The following is an 18,650-nucleotide window of genomic DNA, read 5'->3' as shown; positions in this document are numbered from 1 at the left end:
AGGCGTCGGTCTGTTGTTTTCTTATACGTAACAGTGGAGCGGGTGGATGCAATTTGCGCAGAATTATTTTTACCTGCTCGTCAAACAGGAACGTTCCTGCTCTTACGTGGACCAGGGATGCTTGGGGACTGGCGCCGGAGGGGGCAGGACGATCACGTTGACAAAGAAGTGCGGCGGGATGCGTTCATCCAGCGCTTGCCCGGTGCGCGTTTGGGATGTTTGGGGCGTGCGGGGCGATGGAGGTGTCCGCTGGCTGGTAGGGTGCAGGGTCGGACAAGGAGGGTATGCGGCAATGTGCCGTGATTGCGATGGCGATGGCGATGGCGACGGTGAGGGTGCCGTCGCTTCCCACACCGGCGCGGGGTTCAGAATCGGATGCTGATCCAGTGCGCTCGTGTCGATATCGAGTAAATGCAATTGGGAGTCATGGATGCCGCGATGCGCCACTGCTGGCGAGGGAAGTGGCAGTAGCTTGTCGTTTGAGTCCGGTGTTGCATCTTCCCTGATGGTATGGAGGGTCATCTGATCGGCGGAACGGATTGAGCTTCTGCCGCTTTCTCTCAGGTGGGTATAGGGAGTGCTAGACCATTGCCGGACTTGCCTGAACCACGAAGAAAATTGGCTGATACGACTGCTCGTCTCGTGTGGGGGCTCATCGAGTTCCGGATTGTTTGCAACAATGGTAATGGCGGGAGATGAGTGACCGACGTTAGCCGCGCCGGTCAGACGCCGGAGGGATGCAAAAGAACGGTTATTTAATCTGCGCGGATCGGATTCGATCTTGTTTTCAGAGAGGATCTTGTTTTGTGCGAAGGTCTTCGTAGGCAAATAAATGGGCATGGTCACGCCTTAAAATAGTCAAGGAAAAATTAAGGGATTGATGGCAAATCATTTGAAACAGTAGAGCAATGAAGGTGCAATAGGGAAGCAATGAAGAAGCAATGAAGAAGCAATGCCCTTCGATTTTGCCGCTGTTTTACCCGCCGAGATAGGCTTCGGTGACTTTAGGGTTGGTCAGCAGGTTGGCTCCGGTGTCGGTCAGTACGATTTTGCCGGTTTCCAGCACATAGCCTTGCTGGGCGATGCGCAGCGCCTGCCGCACGTTTTGCTCGACCAGCAGGATGGTCAGGCCGGTACGGTTGATTTCCGCGATGATGCGGAAAATCTCTTGCACCATCAAAGGTGCCAGCCCCATCGACGGTTCATCCAGCAGCAGGATGCGCGGCTTGGCCATCAAAGCGCGGCCGATAGCCAGCATTTGCTGTTCGCCGCCCGATAAATTGCCCGCCAGTCCGCCGGCGCGCTGTTTGAGTACCGGGAATAGCGTATATATCCATTCCAGATCGCGTGCGGTCTCAGCCTTGTCTTTGCGGGTGTAGGCACCCAGCGCCAGATTTTCGGCAATGGTCAGCGTGGTCAGGATGGCGCGACCTTCGGCCACTTGCACCACACCGCTTTGCACGATACGGTGCGGCGAAAGCCGGGTCAGTTCGATTTCGCCATCGAGCAACACGCTGCCGCTTTGTGCTTTGATCAGGCCGGAAATGGCCAGCAGGGTGGTGCTCTTGCCGGCACCGTTGGCACCGACCAGGGCAGTGATTTCTCCTTGATTCAGACTCAGGCTGATGCCCTTTACCGCTTTGATATGACCGTAACTGACGGCCAGATCTTCGATACGCAAAATCGGGTTCATGCTTCTTCCTTGCCGAGGTAGGCTTCAATCACCTCCGGGTTGTTCTTGATCTGGTCGGGCGTGCCTTCGGCGATGATGCGGCCGAAATTGAGCACCGCGACCCGGTCGCACAGGCCCATGACGAAGCGCATGTCATGCTCGATCATGAAAATCGAAAAACCGCGTTCCCGGATGTTATTGATTTCGGTCATCAGTTCGGTTTTTTCCGACGGGTTCATACCGGCAACTGGCTCATCGAGCAGCAGCAGCTTGGGTTGTGTCGCCAGCGCCCGGGCGAATTCCAGCTTGCGCTGTTCGCCGTAGGACAGGCTGTCGGCCAGCATGTGCGCCTTGTGGTCGAGACGAACCCAGGACAGCAGCTCCAGCGCCCGCTCGCGCGCGGCTTTTTCGGCGGCGCGGAATGATCCCAGGTTCAGCAGCAGCGCCGCAAAACTGTAATCGAGATGCTCGTGCATGCCGACCACGACATTTTCCAGCAGCGTCATTTCCTTGAATACGCGGATATTCTGGAAGGTGCGGGCAATGCCTAACTCGGTGATTTTGTGTGGCGCGACCTTGCCGATGTCCTTGCCGTCGAACACGATGCTGCCGCTGGAAGCACGCAAAAGACCGGTAATCAGGTTGAATACCGTGGTTTTACCGGCACCGTTGGGGCCGATCAGGCCGAAAATCCCGCCTTGCGGCACGGTGAACTGTACGCCTTGCAAAACATGCAGGCCGCCAAAACTTTTATTGATCTGATTGAATTGCAGCATTACTTCACCTTCCTGTCGGCACGCCGCGCACGCCAATCGCGCAAGCGGCGCGGGTCCCAGATACCTTTCGGCAGATACAGCACCACTAACACCAGAATCAGTCCGTTGGCGGCCAGTCGCAAACCCTGGAACTGGCGCAGTGCTTCCGGTAGCAGTGTCAGGATGGCTGCGCCCAGCGTCGGTCCGATCAGATTGCCGGTGCCGCCGAAGACGGCCATGGTCAGGATATCGACCGCGTTTTCGAACGCATAATTGTTCGCGCCGATGGTGAAGGTGTAATGGGCGTTGAGACCGCCGGCGACACCCGCAATCGCAGCACCGATGACGAAGGCCAGCAGCTTGTAGCCAGCCACGTTGACGCCCATCAGGCGAGCGGCCACTTCATCTTCCTTGATCGCTTCAAATGCCCGTCCGACTTTGGACCGTCGCAGCCGCGCCAGGAACGCCAGCGTCACGCCCAGCAGCAAAACGATATGCCACCATTCGGTAAGCGGCGGAATGCCGTTGAGACCCATAGGGCCGCCGGTAATGCCCATGTTGAGCACCACGACGCGTACCACTTCGCCGAAACCGAGCGTGGCCATGGCCAGGTAGACCCCGGACAGGCGCAGTGTCGGCATACCGATTACCAGTGCCACCAGGGCCGGCAAGGCACCGCCAGCGGCCAGCGCCACCGGAAACGGCAGACCGGCTTCCATTGTAATGAGTGACGCGGTGTAAGCGCCGATGCCCATGAAGGCGGCATTAGCCAGCGACAGCAGGCCGCACGACAGCGTGACGTAAATCGACAGCGCCAGCATGGCGTTGACACCGATGCTAAAGACGACCGTGTTGTAGGTCGCCCAGAATCCATCCCACCAGTCCATCATGTCAGGCCTTTCTTTCCAGGATCTTGCCGAACATCCCTGACGGCCTCACCAACAAAATCAAAAACAGCAATCCGAATGCCACGGCATCGCGGAAATCGCTCGAAATATAGGCCACCGTCATGACCTCGGCGAAGCCAAGGAACAAGCCGCCGATCATGGCGCCGCGGATATCGCCCATGCCGCCCAGAATGATGACGGCGATGCCCTTGTGCAGCATAGGCTGGCCCATGAACGGCGAAATCGCATTGAAGGACAGGCCGACCAGCACGCCGGCCGCACCGCCCAGCGCAGCGGCGGCGAAGGAGGTCAGATAGAACAGACCTTCGACGTTGATGCCCAGCAGGTAAGCGGCTTTCGGTGATTCGGCAATGGCGCGCAGGGCGCGTCCCAGTTGGGTGCGACGCATCGTCAGCAGCAGCACCAGCATCAGCACAAAGGCAATGACGACGATGCCGACTTGCACTGCGGTGACGTGCAGGTTGCCCAGCGTCATGCTGTCTTCGGGGATGATGCCTTGCGGAAAACGACGGTTTTCCGCGCCGAACAGGCTTTGCGTAATATTGGTCAGCATGATGGCGACACCGATGGTGGCGATCATCGGGGCCAGATGCGGTGCGTTGCGCGCGCGCAGCGGCTTGAGCACCAGATAGTCGACAGCCAGTCCGATCAGGCCGGTAATCAGCATCGCGCCCAGCATGGCCAGCCACAGCGGCAGAGCCAGCTTGTCGACCAGCAGCAGCGCGGCATAACTGCCCAGCATGAAAATCGCGCCATGCGATAAATTAATGACGCCGAGCACGCCGAAGACCAGCGTAAAGCCCAGTGCAAAGAGGGCATAGACACTGCCCAGCGAGAGGGCGTTGATAAGTTGTTGTTCTAGCATAGTGTCTGCTTATGGCGCGCCACGGTCATCGATGAGGCTGATCGGGCACTGCCTTGTGAAGGACACAACCCGCCGGAGCGGCGGGTTGCATACGGATTGCCTACGGATTGAATACAGAGCTAATGCAGATTGATGCTGGTGCTTTTGCTAGTGCTTTTGCCAGTATTTATGCCGGTACGTCTGGCGTACCGGCTTTTTATTTACTTGAGGATGATGAATTTGCCATCTTTAGCGATGCTGACCGTCGCATCTTGCTGCGCGTCGTAGCCCACTTGCTTGCCGGCGACGGCAGGTGCAGCGCGGAAAGCGAATTTGCCGGTAGCGCCGTCAATCTTGACTGCTGGCAGGGCATCGCGCAGTGCAATGCGATCCTTGTCCAGAGCGGCGCTCAGTTTGACCGATTTCAATGCAGTGGCAATGATATGGATGGCATCAAAAGCCTGCGCGGCAAACTGGTCTGGATCGCTGCCGAATTTGGCTTTGTAAGCCGCCATGAATGCCTTGTTGGCTGGCGTCAGGTTTTCTGCCGACCAAGGGCTGCCCATGACGGTGTTGTCGCCGGCAGTTTTGGCGATGTCAAACAGCTTAGGCGAATTGAGGCCGTTGCCGCCGATGAACGGTTGCTTCATGCCCAGCGAACGGGTTTGCAGGATGATGTTGGCGGCTTCTTCTGCCAGGCAGGAGCAGACGATGGCGTCAGGATTGCTGGCCTTGATCTTGGTCAGTTGCGCTTTGAAGTCGATATCGCCCTTGGCATACGCTTCGGTCGTGGTCACAGCAATTTTTTGCTGTTCCAGCGTGGCCTTGAAGACGTCGTAGCCGCTCTTGGTAAAGGCATCGTCATTGCCGTAAATCACGGCCACTTTCTTCAGACCGAAATGCTTGACGGCTGCGCGCACAGTGACCGGCAGGACGTCGGCTTCCATGACCGAGTTACGGAAGGTGAACGGGCCCATGGCAGTGATGCCGTCGGCGGTATTGCTGGTGCCGAAGACCACGACCTTGGAGGCGTTGGCGATAGGATCAGCGGCAAATGCCGAGTTCGACAGAGTCGGGCCGACGACGGCAATGACCTTGTCCTGGAAGATCAGTTTTTTCAGGACATTGATGGCTTCTTCTTTCTTGCCCTGTTCGTCTTCGGCGACCAGCACCAGCTTGTTGCCGTTGACGCCGCCTGCGGCGTTGATTTCATCGGCAGCCAGCGTGGCACCGTTTTTGATCGCTGTGCCGTATTTGGCAGCAGGGCCGGTCAGTGCGGCGGCAAGGCCGAGTTTGACGTCGGCGGCCAGTGCAGCGTGGGCCATGGTCGCTCCCAGCAGCAGGGCGGAGATGAATTTAAGGGGCTGGACGAGGGGGGTAAATCGCATTGGAGATTCTCCTTGGGATGATATTTTTATTCAGCGCCGGACTGCCGCTGTGTGCTTTGACCTGCGAAGAATACCGTAAAAACAGCCCTCATTGAGCCCTCATTCCGTCTTCAAACGACTGAGGGTGGATGAGGGCGGGATGAGCGCTTCGGTTTCTATGCGGAGGTCGGCGTCAGGCGACTGCGCATTTCTTTAATGGCGAGACGGACCTGATTCGGTGCCGTGCCGCCAATATGGTCGCGTGCTGCCACGGAGCCTTCCAGTGTCAGCACGGCGAAAATATCGCCTTCGATCAGGTGCGAGAACATTTGCAACTGTTCCAGCGTCAGGTCGGACAGGTCGCAACCGCGGTCGACGCAGGCGCGTACGGCGCGAGCCACGGCTTCATGCGCATCGCGGAACGGCAGACCCTTCTTGACCAGATAGTCGGCCAGATCGGTGGCAGTGGCATAGCCTTGCAGCGCGGCGGCCCGCATTGCTTCCGGCTTGACCGTGATGCCGCGTGCCATGTCGGCAAAAATGCGTAGCGTATCGGTCAGCGTATCGACCGTGTCGAACAGCGGTTCTTTATCTTCCTGATTGTCCTTGTTGTAGGCCAGCGGCTGGCCTTTCATCAGGGTCAGCAGCGCGACCAGATGGCCGTTGACGCGCCCGGTCTTGCCGCGTGCCAGTTCCGGCACGTCGGGATTTTTCTTTTGCGGCATGATCGAGGAGCCGGTGCAGAAGCGGTCGGCGATGTCGATGAAGCCGATGCGCGGGCTCATCCAGATCACCAGTTCTTCCGACATGCGCGAGACATGCACCATGACCAATGCGGCAGCGGCGCAGAATTCGATGGCGAAATCGCGGTCGGAAACGGCGTCCAGCGAGTTGCGGCAGACTTCGTCGAAACCCAGTGTGGCGGCAACGCGCAGGCGGTCGATAGGGAAGGTAGTGCCGGCCAGTGCGGCAGCGCCCAGCGGCAGGCGGTTGACGCGCTTGCGGGTGTCGACCATGCGTTCGGCGTCGCGGCTGAACATTTCGACGTAGGCCAGGATGTGGTGGCCGAAAGTGATCGGTTGCGCGACCTGCATGTGGGTGAAGCCGGGCAGGATGGTGTCGCTGTGCTGTTCGGCCAGATCCAGCAGGGCCAGACGCAGATCGCGCAGCAGGCCGAGGATGTCGTCGATGGCACCGCGCAAATAGAGGCGGATGTCGGTAGCGACCTGATCGTTGCGGGAACGGCCGGTATGCAGGCGTTTGCCGGCGTCGCCGACCAGTTCGGTCAGGCGCTTTTCGATGTTGAGGTGGACGTCTTCCAGATCGAGCAGCCACTCGAACTTGCCGCTGGCGATTTCCTCGCGGATTTGCGCCATGCCGCGCTGGATGTCGGCCAGATCGGTGCGGCTGATGATGTCGCGGTGCGCGAGCATCTCGGCGTGCGCCAGGGAGCCGTCGATGTCGACTTCGGCCAGTCGCTTGTCAAAAGTGACCGAGGCCGTATAGCGTTTGACTAAATCGGAGACGGGTTCGGAAAAGCGAGCTGACCACGCCTCGCCTTTTTTCGAAAGTTGTGCTGTCATGGAGGGGGAATGTAATGAGAAGTCCGCTGAATTTCGGATTATAGCAAGGCAGACGGCTCCCGGCAGCGGTTTTGCTTAGCTTAGTGATTTCCCTTGTTCATTTAGTGCCTGTAAGTAATTAATTTGTGAGATGTGTTTATCCTAAGATGTACGTCCCCACACGGGGTGATGCCGCGAATGCATTTTTCCAGAGGGGCATGAGGGGCTTCCGGCGGCGTTTGTGGACCTTGTCTGTCACTTGATCGCACTTGCAAATTATTTACTAACGGCACTAATAGTATTGCTTCGTGCTTGATTATGATTTATTTGGTTTTTCTAATTTAATTTGTTGTCGTGATCGTATTAAGCGGCGCTATACTCAATCCGCAATGATGTTAAACGAGTGCCCGGAGGGTGGCGTTTTATAAAGTTTTATGAAGTTTTATAAAAGGACCGGTATGAATTTCGAAACTTTGTTTGCGCAGCAAAATGCACTGCCAAGTATCCCTAAAGTGGTACAGGAAGTGATCGAAAGTTTCAACAACGAAAAAGTAGGCGTCGCGGAAATTGCGCACAAGCTGGCGGCCGATCAGGTGATGAGCGCCAAATTGCTGCGGCTTGCCAATTCGTCCTATTACCATGTGTCGCGCAGTATCGGCACGGTGGACGATGCGGTACTGATGCTGGGTTTCATGACCGTTCGCACCTTGGTCATCAGCGCCGGTCTGAGCGGTAGTTTTAAAAATATGCCCGGCATTGACCTGAAACAGTTCTGGCGCTACAGCCTGTATTCGGCGGCGGCGGCCAAGTGGCTGGCAAAAAAAACCGGCGGCAATTCTGACTTTGCATTTACCGTTAGCATGATGCACGGTATTGGCCAATTGGTGATGCACGCGGCGATGCCGGAGCAGATGCTGCAAATCGACAAAATAGCCAAGCCGCTGGATTCGCGCCGGTTGGATGTGGAAAAAACCTCCTTTGGCTATCAGTTTGCCGACGTCGGCGCGGAATTGGCACGCCGCTGGCGTTTCCCCGAAGATTTCGTGGCGGCAATCAAAGGGTTTCCCGATCCGGTGGAAGTCGAGCCCTTTGATCGCACCGCTGCCGTCGTGCATCTGGCGGCATGGTGCGCCCGCGCCGAGGAAAACGAATACAGCAGCGAAGAGAAGGAATCGACTTTCCCCTATGCCATCGCGGATGCCTTGGGGATTGACTCCGATGTCATCCTGGAAGAAATGCCGCCCTTGCTGCAACTGAGCGATGGGCTTGAGGAAATGCTGAAGTAGAAGCCAGAGCGTGTTGTGAGCACGCTCTGGACTAAGGAGCAGAACCGCATTCAGTTCTGTTACTTTAGTTTTGCTGCGTCAGTTCTGCTGCTTCAGTTTTACTGCTTAGTCCGACGATAATGCGCTGATGTCAGCGCATTTTTTCTTTCAGGAACGCCAGTAAATCGTTATACGCGGCCGAACCGGCATCGGTGTTGCTGCCCATGGTGACACCCTTGCTCGCGCCGTCCACATCCATCCGTACCAGTATCGGCAAACCCGGGGCATCGAAGTTGTGATGACTATCGGGATATAAATGCAAAGTAATTCCTGATCCCTTGTCCGACTGTTGTTGTTCCAGCTTCGTGCAGGCCTGCGGCGGTGTCCAGTCGTCGTCTTCGCCCATTAAAATCAAGAGCGGTGCGGCGTTACGGTAGGGGGCGTTCGTGCCGAGATAGTCGCGGCATTCGGGATAAAAGGCTACCGCTGCTGCCGGTTGCACTGCCATTTTGGGGGTATCCGCTTCGTTGAGGGTCGCCAGTACCGTCGAGGCCCCTTGCGACCAGCCGATCAGCGCAATGCGGGACGTATCGACTTCCTTTTGCTTCGCCAGCCAGCGCATTGCCGCCTGCACATCGAATCGTCGCGCCAGACTGCCGGCGCGTTGTTCGCGTTGCGTGTCGCGGCACACGGAGCTTTTTCCGCGCGCGGTAAAACTGTCCGGGAACAGGACGTTGTAACCCTCCCGGTTCAGCAATTTCGCCATCGTGATGTAGCGCGGCGTGAATTCGCTTTTCGGGCCACGGATGATGCTGTACAGACCGCCGCAGCCGTGCAGCGCAATGATGGTGGGGCTTTCTTTGCCCTTGTCATCGGCTTTAATCCACCAGGCAGTAATGGACAGAGAGCGGCTGCCAGCCTCGTTGCCACTGGGAATGGAAACGATCTCTGCGCGCAGGCGCGGTGTCTTCGTCGGGGCGGCAAACCCCTGTGACGCCAGAAAGAGCAAGCTGAATCCTGTGAGCCAGTGCCGCATCATGTTCGTCCTCCTGTCAGGTGTGGATTAAGGTATGCATTAACCCGTATTGCGCAAACCGGCCGCAATCCCGTTGATCGACAAATGAATCCCGCGTTTTACCCGTTCTTCCAGCGTACGGCCAGCGGCGGAGGCGGCGCGATGGCGCTTGAGCAATTCGACCTGCAAGTGATTGAGCGGATCAAGATAAGCGAAACGGTTCTTGATCGACCGCGCCAGCAGCGGATTGCTGGCCAGCCGGTCGCGCTGCCCGGTAATTCCACTGAGCAAGGCATTGGTGCGCTCATGTTCGTCGACTATGCGCGTGAAGATCAGATTGCGCAACTTGCGGTCGCTGACCAGTCCGGCATAGCGCGAGGCCACTGCCAGATCGGTCTTGGAGAGCACCATATCCATGTTCGACATCAGTGCGGCAAAGAAAGGCCATTCCTTGCACATGGCGCGCAGGGTCGCCATTTTCTTTTTGCTGGCATCACCTTCGGCCAGCCATTCTGAAACGGCGCTGCCGAAACCGTACCAGCCCGGCAGCAGCAAACGACATTGGCCCCATGAAAAGCCCCAGGGAATGGCGCGCAGGTCTTCGATGCGGCGCGTCGATTTGCGCGAGGCCGGGCGCGAACCGATGTTGAGTTCGGCAATTTCGGCAATCGGCGTTGAGGCGAAAAAATATTCGGTGAAGCCCGGGGTGTCGTACACCAGATGACGGTAAGCCTGATAGGCGCGGTCGGACAGATCGGCCATAACGCGTTCGAATTCGGCCAGCTTGCGGGTCTGGGCGGCATCGCTGGCGGGCGGCACCAGACTCGCTTCCAGCGTGGCGGCCACCAGCAGTTCCAGATTGCGCCGGCCGATTTCCGGATTGGAAAATTTGGAGGCGATGATTTCGCCCTGCTCGGTCAGGCGAATCTGGCCATTGACGGTACCGGGTGGCTGCGACAGGATGGCCTGATAGCTTGGTCCGCCGCCGCGACCGACGGTGCCGCCCCGGCCGTGAAACAGGCGCAGCTTGACGCCGATACGGTTAAACAGGGTGACCAGCAAATTTTCTGCCTTGTACAGCTCCCAGTTGGAGGTCAGGAAGCCGCCGTCCTTGTTGGAATCGGAATACCCCAGCATGACTTCCTGCAAACCGCCCTGAGCGGCAATGAGGCGCTCCACCTGCGGCAGAGCCATCCACTGGCCCATGATATCGGCGGCGCAGCGCAGGTCGGGAATAGTTTCGAATAGCGGTATGACCATCAATTCCAGGCCATTGACCGGGTGCAGCAGGCCGGTTTCCTTTTGCAGCAGGATCACTTCCAGCAGATCGGACACGGTTTCGGTATGCGAAATGATGTAGTTGCGAATGGCGCGTGCGCCGTAGCGTTGGCGGATTTCACCGGCTGCGCGCAGGATCGCCAGTTCCGAATCAGTTTGTGCGGAGTAGCTCAGATACGGTGAGAAAAGCGGGCGCGGCAAGGCAATTTCCGTGAGCAGCAAGGCAATTTTGCGTTCTTCCGTCAGCGCCGCGTAATTGGCTTCCACCTGCGCCGAGGCGAACAGCTCGGTCAGAACCTGTTCATGCACATCCGAGGTTTGTCGCATGTCCAGTGTGGCCAGATGGAACCCGAAAATCTCGACGGCGCGCTTGAGTACTGCCAGACGCGGTTTGACCAGCGCCGCGCCATGATGCGCCAGCAGCGAATCGACGATGACTTGCAATTCGGCGCTGAATTCGGCGGGAGAGGCATAGCCGTCGGCAACACCCACTTCGTGGCGCAGGATATTGACTACGCCCAGTGTGCGGGCGGTGGCTGCCAGACGGGCATAGACGCCGATCAGCACGCGCCGGTAGGGTTCGTCGGCGCGGTGGTCGGAGCGATCGGGTGAGGCTGCCGCCAGTGCCTTGAGTGCATCGCTGGCATCGACCATCAGCAAGGAAATCGAGAGTTCCGCGCCCAGCGCATGGACTTCATCCAGATAGAAATCGAAGATGGTGGTCGATTGCTGTTTCAGTGCGTGCTGCATGGTGCCGGCGTTGACGTTGGGGTTGCCGTCACGGTCGCCGCCTATCCAGCTACCCATTTGCAGGAACGGAGGCAATTGCTTGGCTTCGCGTTGACGCGCGCGCGGAAACTGGGCGGCGATTTCGTTTTCGATATCGTCGTACAGCGCCGGCAGTTCGCGCAGGAAGGTGATGCGGTAATACGACAGCGCATTGTCGATCTCATCGGCCACCGTCAGCTTGCTATAGCGCAGCATGCGGGTCTGCCACAGCGTCGCGATGCGAGCGCGCAGCAGTTCGGTGTTGTCGCGCAATTCCTTGGCCGTTAGCGGCTGATCGCGCAGGGCCAGCAGGCGGGCGATTTCGCTTTCGGCGTCGAGGATGCTCTTGCGTTGCACTTCGGTCGGGTGGGCGGTCAGCACAGGGGAAATCAGCGATTCGCTCAAAAATGCGCGTACGGCATTGCCACCGACGCCGGCATCGTCCAGTCGCGCCAGCGCGAACGCGACGCTGCCCGGTTGCGAGGCCGAGCCGGCCAGCAGATGGGCGCGGCGGCGGCGGTTGCGGTGCTGATCTTCGGCAATATTGGCCAGGTGCGAAAAATAGGAAAACGCGCGCACCACCGAATTGGTCTGGTCGCGCGTGAGTTTTTTGAGCAGCTTGTCCAGCTCGGCGGCGGCCTGGGCATCGGCATCGCGGCGGAAACGGACGGCGGTCTGGCGTATCGTTTCGACCACTTCAAAGACGGCGTCGCCTTCCTGTTCACGCAAGACTTCCCCTAGCAGACGTCCCAGCAGCCGGATATCTTCTTTCAGCGGCGCATCTTTGGCGCTGGCCGGTTTGACGGCGGTGCTGGCAGTACGTGGTGGGATTGCTTTACGTGTGGTGCGGGGGGCGGCTGGTTTGGTCGGCATGTCAGATCAAGGTCAAGGAGTGCAGCGGGTTCAATGGGAGATGCGGGGCATCAGGCAGGTGCAGACCCCATGCTAAAATTTGCCGCATTACATAGTGTCTCTGTTGAAGTTCTCTGTAGAAGTTCTCTGTAGAAATTCTCTGTTGCATGCATGCGCAGTGCGATCGCATGATGGCAGTGGCATTACTACGGAGCTTCTTGTCGTTTCATTTTTTTCGGTGCAGATGCTGCGCCGCATATCGAAAGAGTCCGTTTTGAAATTACCGTTTCCTTCCCGCTTGGTCATTGCTTCTCGTGAAAGCCGACTCGCCATGTGGCAGGCCGAACATGTGCAGGCCCGACTCGCTGCATTATATCCGCAGTGCCGCATCGACATTCTCGGAATGACCACGCGTGGCGATCAGATTCTCGACCGCAGCCTGGCGCAAGTCGGCGGCAAGGGTTTGTTCATCAAGGAGCTGGAAGTGGCGATGGCCGAAGGTCGCGCCGATCTGGCAGTGCATTCGCTGAAAGATATGCCGATGGATGTGCCGGACGGATTTTCGCTGGCGGCGGTTCTGGAGCGCGAAGATCCGCGCGATGCTTTCGTGTCCACTCATTACTCCTCGCTGGAAGAGTTGCCGCCCGGCGCGGTGGTCGGCACCAGCAGCCTGCGCCGTCAGGCGCTGATTGCGGCGCGCCATCCGCACTTGAAAATTCACGCGCTGCGCGGCAATCTCGATACGCGCCTGCGCAAGCTGGATCAGGGCGACTACGCCGCCATCATCCTTGCGGCGGCCGGACTGATCCGTCTGGGTGTGCCGCAACGGATACGCGCATTCCTGGCCCCGGAACATCATCTGCCCGCACCGGGACAAGGCGCGATGGCGATCGAAATTCCCGCCGGACGGCATGATCTGGCGCAGATGCTGGCACCGCTCAACCATCACGCAACTGCGCTCACAGTCGATGCCGAGCGCACCGTGTCGCGGGTATTTGGCGGCAGTTGCCAGATACCGCTGGCGGCCTATGCCACGATTGAGGGGGAGGTCATGCGCTTGCGCGCACTGGTCGCCACGCCCGACGGGCTGCGGATTGCCGCCGCCGATGTCTCCGGCCCGGCCGATGCCCCGCAAATAGTGGCCACCGAGGCGATCGCTTCCCTGCAAGCGCAGGATGCCGAAGCTATTTTGGCGGCTTGCCGCGCTGAACCGCTGTGAAGCAAGCGCGTCCATCGTGACGCACTCCGATATAGGCGATGAACGCTTGCCGCTGAGGCCGGTGGTCGTGACCCGGCCGCTGGCGCAAGCGGAGGCGTTTGCTGAACAGGTCAGACTGGCCGGCTATGCGCCGGTCCTGTTCCCCTTGTTGCATATTCTTCCTGCAAGCGATCCCGATGCCTTGCGCGCTGTGCTGGCTGGTGTGGCGGACTACGCGCTGGTCGTGTTTGTCAGCCCGAATGCGGTGGAGGCGGCGTTTCAGGTGCTGCCGGGATGGCCGTCGGATGTTGCTATTGGAATTGTGGGTGAGGGTAGTCGTGCCACTCTTGCCCGGCATGGCGTCCATATCGGCAACACCCGCATTTTTAGTCCGCCGGACGAGGGAAAAAGCGATTCCGAAGAATTATTCAAGTCCCTCGATCTGGTGGCACTGAACGGTCGCCGTGTGCTGATTGTGCGTGGAGAACATGGCCGTGATTTTTTGACGCAGGCTTTGCGCGCTCAGGGCATCGAGGTGGATCACATCAGCGCCTACCGCCGTCTGACAATGCCGCTGGATGCTTCCACCGCATCCCGTTTGCGCGGCTTGCTGGCTCGCGATAGTTGCTGGGTCGTGACCAGTTCGGAGGCGTTGCGTCATTTGCTGGCGCTGGCAGGCACGCTGGGGGATGCGGAAAATGTTGTTAAATTACAACGGAAAATGCTGCTGGTTTCGCACCAGCGTATCGCTGAAACAGCGCATGCGCTGGGATTTCTAAAAGTAAGGCTCACAGGATCAGGGGACGAACGTCTGCTGGCCGCGTTACAATCCGTCTATGAATGAATTGCCCCCATCCCCAGATAACGGCGGTGCCACTAGCCCGCGCGTTTCCTCCCCGTCCTCTGCTATTGCGGCGGCTTCCTCGATACCGTTCGACGGCGGAATCAAAAAACGGCTAAGGCCGATCTATGTATTGTTGCTGTTGCTGATCGTAGCCGCAGCTGCGCAGTGGTGGTTCTCGCATCGCGAAATCAGCAACCTGCGCGGCGAAGTAGCGCGTCGCCTGCAAAGCGGCGATAGCAGTGTGGCTGATTTCGGCAGTATTGCTAAGCAGGCCCAGGAGAGCAGCAAGGAATTGCTGGCCAAGGTGAGTGTGCTGGAAAGCAAGCAGGTTGAATCGCAAAGCCAGCAACTGGCGCTGGAACAGCTGTATCAGGACATGTCCAAGAATCGCGACGAATGGGCCTTGTCCGAAATCGAGGAAGTCCTTTCCACGGCCGGTCAGCAATTGCAATTGGCCGGCAACGTGTCGGGTGCCATCATTGCACTGCAAAACGCCGACCGCACTCTGGCGCGTTCTGATAAACCTCAATTCATCACTATCCGCGGCGCTATTGCGCGTGACCTCGACCGTCTGCGCGCCTTGCCGACACTCGATATCGCCGGCATCGCCGTGCGTCTCGACAGCATCATCGGACAGATCGACAACATGCCTTTGCTGTCGGATGAAAAGCCGGTAGTTATTCCCGACCAGCCGAAAACCCCCTTGCGCGCCTTGCCAGGCAGCGCTGGCCGCAACCGCAGTGCCGTTGCCAAGAGCGATGCACCAGTCGCCAGCGAATTACGCTCCGATTGGCAAGTATCGTTGCAGGATAAGTGGCAAAGCCTGAGTGCAGAATTATGGGCCGATGTCGGGCAGCTGATCCGGGTGCGCCGCGTCGATGCCCCTGATGCCTTGCTGATGTCGCCGACCCAGGCTTTTTATGTCCGCGAAAACCTCAAGCTGCGTTTGCTCAACGCCCGTCTGGCGCTGTTGTCGCGCAATGATTTTGCCTTCCGCGGCGATTTATCTGCGGCCGCTGACAACATCGGGAAATATTTCGACACCCGCGCTCGTCAGACCCAGACCACGCTGGCGCTGCTCAAGCAAGTGCAGAGCAGCAACCTCTCGATTCAAATGCCGACCTTGAGCGATAGTCTCAATGCCGTGCGCAATTACAAGGCGCGTCGCTGACATGCGCTTACTTCTCTGGTTGCTTACCCTGTTTGCGTCCGCCATCGGCCTGGCCATGCTGGCGCGTTTCAATCCCGGCAACGTCGTGTTCTTTTACCCGCCGTACCGGGTCGATCTGTCCTTGAATTTTTTCATGCTGCTGGTGCTCGGTTTGTTTGCGCTGCTGTACGTCTTTGTGCGGGCAGTGCGTATGACGCAAAAATTGCCGGGCCGGGTGATGACTTACCGTCGTCAGAAACGCGAGAACGAGAGCAATCAAGCTCTGCGCGACGCGCTCAAGGCACTGTTTGAAGGGCGCTTTGGACATGCTGAAAAAGCCGCTTCGCGGGCCGCCGAATTTGCCGACAATGTCGGCATCGCCTCGCTGATTGCTGCTCGTGCCGCACATCGTCTGCGTGAGGGTGAGCGCAGCGATGTCTGGCTGGCCAGCATCGAAGCCGATCCAACGATGAAAACAGCGCGGCTGATGACGATGCTTGAGCTGCAAGTGGATGATCACAAGTTCAAGCGGGCATTGGAGACGCTTGAAGAGCTAAGTGCCAACGGGACACGGCACATCCAGGCGCTGCTTTGGGCGCTGAAGGCCAATCAGCAAGCCAAGAACTGGCCTGAAGTGTTGCGACTGGTGCAAACCCTGGACAAGCGCAAGGCGCTGCATCCGGCGCTGTCGAGCCGTCTGCGCGAACTGGCTTACGACACCTTGCTGGCGGATCGCTCGCATGATGACGAGTCTATCCAGCGCTTGTGGGCGTCCGTTCCGCACCCTGACCGCCTGAAGCCTTATGTGGCTATCCGTGGCGCGAGCGCATTCAATGAACGCGGGCTGCATGACAAAGCACGCGGCTTGCTGGAACGCGCTCTGGCTGCCGATTGGGACTCGCGCCTGATCCGGGCCTACCGTGAGATGCCGGCCGAAACCGGTTCCACCGCCTTGCTAAGCCAGATCGAATATTGTGAGCAGTGGCAGAAAAAGCATCCGATCGATGCGGAGCTGGCGCTGACTCTCGGTGTGTTTTGCCTGCACCAAAAATTGTGGGGCAAGGCGCAACGCTATCTGGAGCAGGCACTGTCGGATGCGCACCATCCGCGTACCATCAGCGAAATTCACTTGCGACTGGCTCAACTGCATGAGGCGCTGGATCAACCAGAAAAAGCCAGCGCGCATTACAAGCAATGCGCCGTGGCAACGGTGACCAAATAAGCCCGTCCTTCAACGCCCCCTCGATAAGGGGCGTCTTCCTTTCCGGGCCGGGCTGGTAATCGGTCTGCAAGTTATAATGCCGCGTCTTATTTCCCCGCTCTTTTTTTACCTTAACGAGAACCCGCCATGAGTTTGAAAAACGTCCCCGCCGGTCGCGATTTACCAAATAATGACTTCAACGTGATCATCGAAATTCCGATGAACGCTGATCCGATCAAGTATGAAGTCGACAAGGACACCGGCGCGATTTTCGTTGACCGCTTCATGGGCACGGCGATGCACTATCCGTGCAACTACGGCTACATTCCGCAAACGCTGTCGGAAGATGGCGACCCGGTCGATGTGCTGGTGATCACACCGTTCCCGTTGTTCCCCGGCGTCGTCGTGCGCTGCCGCGCTATCGGCGTGTTGAAAATGACGGACGAATCCGGTATCGACGCCAAGGTGCTGGCTGTCCCAGTCGATAAAGTACTGTCGATTTACTCGCACTGGCAGAAGCCGGAAGACATCAATGAACTGATCCTGCGTCAGATCCAGCATTTCTTTGAGCATTACAAAGATCTGGAAAAAGGCAAATGGGTCAAGATTCAGGGCTGGGAAGGCCTGGAGTCGGCCAAGGCGGAAATGGTTGCCGGCGTCGAAGCCTACAACAAGACGCTGTAAGCTTCTCCCGCACAGAAAAAACGCACCCGCTCCGGCTGGTGCGTTTTTTTATGTCCTTTATTTACCTGCGCGGAACGGTGTGCGCTCGTTCAATTCATCGATGTAATGTTCGATGCCGCCCGCTTCGCGTTCCAGAAAATCCTGCACCGCATTGGCAAAAGACGGTTGCGCCAGCCAGTGCGCCGACCAGGTTTTTTGCGGCAGAAAGCCGCGCGCCATCTTGTGCTCGCCCTGCGCGCCGCCTTCAAAACTGGCGATCTGATTGGCGATGCAGAATTCCAGCGGCTGGTAATAGGCGGTTTCAAAATGCAGGCAGGGCACATGCTCCAGCGCCCCCCAGTAGCGGCCATACAGTGTGGTATCCGTGTACACCAGCAACGATGCGCCGATAGGCTGGCCGTCGCGTTCGGCAAAGACCAGCAGCAGATGCTGCGGCATGGCAGCGCCGATGCGCAGGAAAAAATCCAGATTCAGATAAGGGCTGGAATGGTGGTCGACGTAAGTATGCTGGTAGCAGCGGTTGAAAAAAGCCCAGTCGGCTTCGCTGGCGTCCGCGCCGCGTACCTGCCGCAAGCGCACGCCGGCATCGAGTACCTTGCGCCGTTCGGCGCGGATGTTTTTGCTTTTCTTGCGCTCCAGTGTCGCCAGAAAATCGTCGAAATGGCGATAGCCCTCGTTGCGCCAGTGGAATTGCACGCCGCTGCGTAATAAAAATCCGGCGGATTGCAGTGCTTCGGCCTCGGCTTGCGGCGGGTAGAGGATGTGGGTCGACGAGATACCCGGATTGCGCTGCACGTTCTGTAGCGCCGCGATCAGTGCGGTTTGCGCCTCGGCGTTGCGCGCCAGCAGACGGGAGCCGCTCACCGGAGTGAAGGGAATTGCCGACAACAGTTTCGGATAGTAGGACAGGCCATTGCGTTCATAGGCCTCGGCCCAGGCCCAGTCGAATACATATTCGCCATAGGAATGCGCCTTGACGTACAGCGGCAGCGCCGCTTGCAGTTCCTCATCGCGCCATAGGGTCATGTATTGCGGCTGCCAGCCGCTAGCGGGTGACGCCGACCCGCTTTCATGCAACGCGTGCAGAAAGGCATACGACAGGAAAGGATTATTCTCCCCCTGCGCGGCCAGCAAACCGTCCCAGGCGGATGCACCGACTTCGGCCAGGGAAGAAATAATGCGCGTGCGATAATTCGCGCCGGGGATGGCCGAAGGACGCGCGTCTTCGTCGTTCTCGCCGGCATCGTTTTCAGGTAGTGCGTTTTTGTTCAAGGCATCATTCCATTC

General features: G+C 58.3%; 16 protein-coding genes. 6 read left to right on the top strand and 10 right to left on the bottom strand.

Annotated features, from left to right (window positions below):
• Window positions 1–102: 102 nt before the first annotated feature.
• The 7 genes from RGU70_RS14260 to argH form a co-directional block, all read right to left on the bottom strand.
• Window positions 103–840, bottom strand: a complete 738-nt coding sequence (locus RGU70_RS14260; RefSeq protein ID WP_322210062.1) for a hypothetical protein — start codon at window positions 838–840, stop codon at window positions 103–105.
• Window positions 841–976: 136 nt separating this feature from the next.
• Window positions 977–1,693 (bottom strand): ABC transporter ATP-binding protein, encoded by a 717-nt coding sequence (locus RGU70_RS14255; RefSeq protein ID WP_322210061.1) that lies wholly within the window; start codon window positions 1,691–1,693, stop codon window positions 977–979.
• Window positions 1,690–2,448, bottom strand: coding sequence for an ABC transporter ATP-binding protein (locus RGU70_RS14250; RefSeq protein WP_322210060.1), 759 nt, complete (start codon window positions 2,446–2,448; stop codon window positions 1,690–1,692). The genes RGU70_RS14255 and RGU70_RS14250 overlap by 4 nt, the downstream gene beginning before the upstream one ends.
• Entirely contained in the window at window positions 2,448–3,314 is an 867-nt protein-coding gene (locus RGU70_RS14245) for a branched-chain amino acid ABC transporter permease (RefSeq protein WP_322210808.1), read from the bottom strand. Before RGU70_RS14245 ends, RGU70_RS14250 begins: the two co-directional genes overlap by 1 nt.
• Before the next feature lie 4 nt (window positions 3,315–3,318).
• The gene (locus RGU70_RS14240) at window positions 3,319–4,200 is read right to left on the bottom strand and encodes a branched-chain amino acid ABC transporter permease (protein ID WP_322210059.1); all 882 of its coding nucleotides are present in this window, start codon (window positions 4,198–4,200) and stop codon (window positions 3,319–3,321) included.
• 200 nt (window positions 4,201–4,400) lie between these two features.
• On the bottom strand, window positions 4,401–5,567 hold the full coding sequence (locus RGU70_RS14235; protein WP_322210058.1) for an ABC transporter substrate-binding protein: 1,167 nt from the start codon (window positions 5,565–5,567) through the stop codon (window positions 4,401–4,403).
• 155 nt (window positions 5,568–5,722) lie between these two features.
• Window positions 5,723–7,129, bottom strand: a complete 1,407-nt coding sequence (gene argH, locus RGU70_RS14230; RefSeq protein ID WP_322210057.1) for an argininosuccinate lyase — start codon at window positions 7,127–7,129, stop codon at window positions 5,723–5,725.
• Window positions 7,130–7,566: 437 nt separating this feature from the next.
• On the opposite strand from argH, the gene RGU70_RS14225 reads away from it, so the two are divergent.
• The gene (locus RGU70_RS14225; protein ID WP_322210056.1) at window positions 7,567–8,394 is read left to right on the top strand and encodes an HDOD domain-containing protein; all 828 of its coding nucleotides are present in this window, start codon (window positions 7,567–7,569) and stop codon (window positions 8,392–8,394) included.
• A gap of 130 nt (window positions 8,395–8,524) precedes the next feature.
• Here the strand turns inward: RGU70_RS14225 and RGU70_RS14220 are convergent, their stop codons facing one another.
• A complete protein-coding gene (locus RGU70_RS14220) occupies window positions 8,525–9,412 on the bottom strand; it encodes a dienelactone hydrolase family protein (protein WP_322210055.1) in 888 nt (295 codons plus the stop codon).
• A gap of 36 nt (window positions 9,413–9,448) precedes the next feature.
• Window positions 9,449–12,307, bottom strand: a complete 2,859-nt coding sequence (gene ppc, locus RGU70_RS14215; RefSeq protein WP_322210054.1) for a phosphoenolpyruvate carboxylase — start codon at window positions 12,305–12,307, stop codon at window positions 9,449–9,451.
• Window positions 12,308–12,530: 223 nt separating this feature from the next.
• Between ppc and hemC the strand changes: the two genes are divergently transcribed.
• The 5 genes from hemC to ppa all read left to right on the top strand — a co-directional run bounded on the left by hemC (window position 12,531) and on the right by ppa (window position 17,363).
• Window positions 12,531–13,505, top strand: coding sequence for a hydroxymethylbilane synthase (hemC, locus tag RGU70_RS14210; protein WP_416186569.1), 975 nt, complete (start codon window positions 12,531–12,533; stop codon window positions 13,503–13,505).
• Window positions 13,462–14,328: a uroporphyrinogen-III synthase gene (locus tag RGU70_RS14205; RefSeq protein WP_322210052.1), complete on the top strand. Its 867-nt coding sequence runs from the start codon at window positions 13,462–13,464 to the stop codon at window positions 14,326–14,328. Before hemC ends, RGU70_RS14205 begins: the two co-directional genes overlap by 44 nt.
• The gene (locus RGU70_RS14200; RefSeq protein WP_322210051.1) at window positions 14,321–15,499 is read left to right on the top strand and encodes a uroporphyrinogen-III C-methyltransferase; all 1,179 of its coding nucleotides are present in this window, start codon (window positions 14,321–14,323) and stop codon (window positions 15,497–15,499) included. The genes RGU70_RS14205 and RGU70_RS14200 overlap by 8 nt, the downstream gene beginning before the upstream one ends.
• 1 nt (window position 15,500) lies before the next feature.
• A complete protein-coding gene (locus RGU70_RS14195) occupies window positions 15,501–16,700 on the top strand; it encodes a heme biosynthesis protein HemY (RefSeq protein WP_322210050.1) in 1,200 nt (399 codons plus the stop codon).
• 126 nt (window positions 16,701–16,826) lie between these two features.
• The gene (ppa, locus tag RGU70_RS14190; protein WP_322210049.1) at window positions 16,827–17,363 is read left to right on the top strand and encodes an inorganic diphosphatase; all 537 of its coding nucleotides are present in this window, start codon (window positions 16,827–16,829) and stop codon (window positions 17,361–17,363) included.
• A gap of 57 nt (window positions 17,364–17,420) precedes the next feature.
• Here ppa and RGU70_RS14185 read toward each other — a convergent pair whose 3' ends face one another.
• On the bottom strand, window positions 17,421–18,569 hold the full coding sequence (locus RGU70_RS14185) for a GNAT family N-acetyltransferase (RefSeq protein ID WP_322210807.1): 1,149 nt from the start codon (window positions 18,567–18,569) through the stop codon (window positions 17,421–17,423).
• Between the last annotated feature and the right edge of the window lie 81 nt (window positions 18,570–18,650).

This window comes from Herbaspirillum sp. RTI4, assembly GCF_034313965.1.
Taxonomy (GTDB): domain Bacteria; phylum Pseudomonadota; class Gammaproteobacteria; order Burkholderiales; family Burkholderiaceae_D; genus Herbaspirillum.
This window is presented reverse-complemented; position numbering and strand designations above follow the sequence as displayed.

Excerpts from the sequence above, each read along its gene's own strand:
- RGU70_RS14225 (WP_322210056.1), top strand. The coding sequence starts at position 7,567 with ATGAATTTCGAAACTTTGTTTGCGCAGCAAAATGCACTGCCAAGTATC.
- RGU70_RS14240 (WP_322210059.1), bottom strand. The coding sequence starts at position 4,200 with ATGCTAGAACAACAACTTATCAACGCCCTCTCGCTGGGCAGTGTCTAT.
- argH (WP_322210057.1), bottom strand. The coding sequence starts at position 7,129 with ATGACAGCACAACTTTCGAAAAAAGGCGAGGCGTGGTCAGCTCGCTTT.
- RGU70_RS14205 (WP_322210052.1), top strand. The coding sequence starts at position 13,462 with ATGCCGAAGCTATTTTGGCGGCTTGCCGCGCTGAACCGCTGTGAAGCA.
- ppc (WP_322210054.1), bottom strand. The coding sequence starts at position 12,307 with ATGCCGACCAAACCAGCCGCCCCCCGCACCACACGTAAAGCAATCCCA.
- RGU70_RS14195 (WP_322210050.1), top strand. The coding sequence starts at position 15,501 with ATGCGCTTACTTCTCTGGTTGCTTACCCTGTTTGCGTCCGCCATCGGC.
- RGU70_RS14200 (WP_322210051.1), top strand. The coding sequence starts at position 14,321 with ATGAATGAATTGCCCCCATCCCCAGATAACGGCGGTGCCACTAGCCCG.
- ppa (WP_322210049.1), top strand. The coding sequence starts at position 16,827 with ATGAGTTTGAAAAACGTCCCCGCCGGTCGCGATTTACCAAATAATGAC.
- RGU70_RS14245 (WP_322210808.1), bottom strand. The coding sequence starts at position 3,314 with ATGGACTGGTGGGATGGATTCTGGGCGACCTACAACACGGTCGTCTTT.
- RGU70_RS14250 (WP_322210060.1), bottom strand. The coding sequence starts at position 2,448 with ATGCTGCAATTCAATCAGATCAATAAAAGTTTTGGCGGCCTGCATGTT.
- RGU70_RS14255 (WP_322210061.1), bottom strand. The coding sequence starts at position 1,693 with ATGAACCCGATTTTGCGTATCGAAGATCTGGCCGTCAGTTACGGTCAT.
- RGU70_RS14260 (WP_322210062.1), bottom strand. The coding sequence starts at position 840 with ATGCCCATTTATTTGCCTACGAAGACCTTCGCACAAAACAAGATCCTC.
- RGU70_RS14235 (WP_322210058.1), bottom strand. The coding sequence starts at position 5,567 with ATGCGATTTACCCCCCTCGTCCAGCCCCTTAAATTCATCTCCGCCCTG.
- RGU70_RS14220 (WP_322210055.1), bottom strand. The coding sequence starts at position 9,412 with ATGATGCGGCACTGGCTCACAGGATTCAGCTTGCTCTTTCTGGCGTCA.
- hemC (WP_416186569.1), top strand. The coding sequence starts at position 12,531 with ATGCTGCGCCGCATATCGAAAGAGTCCGTTTTGAAATTACCGTTTCCT.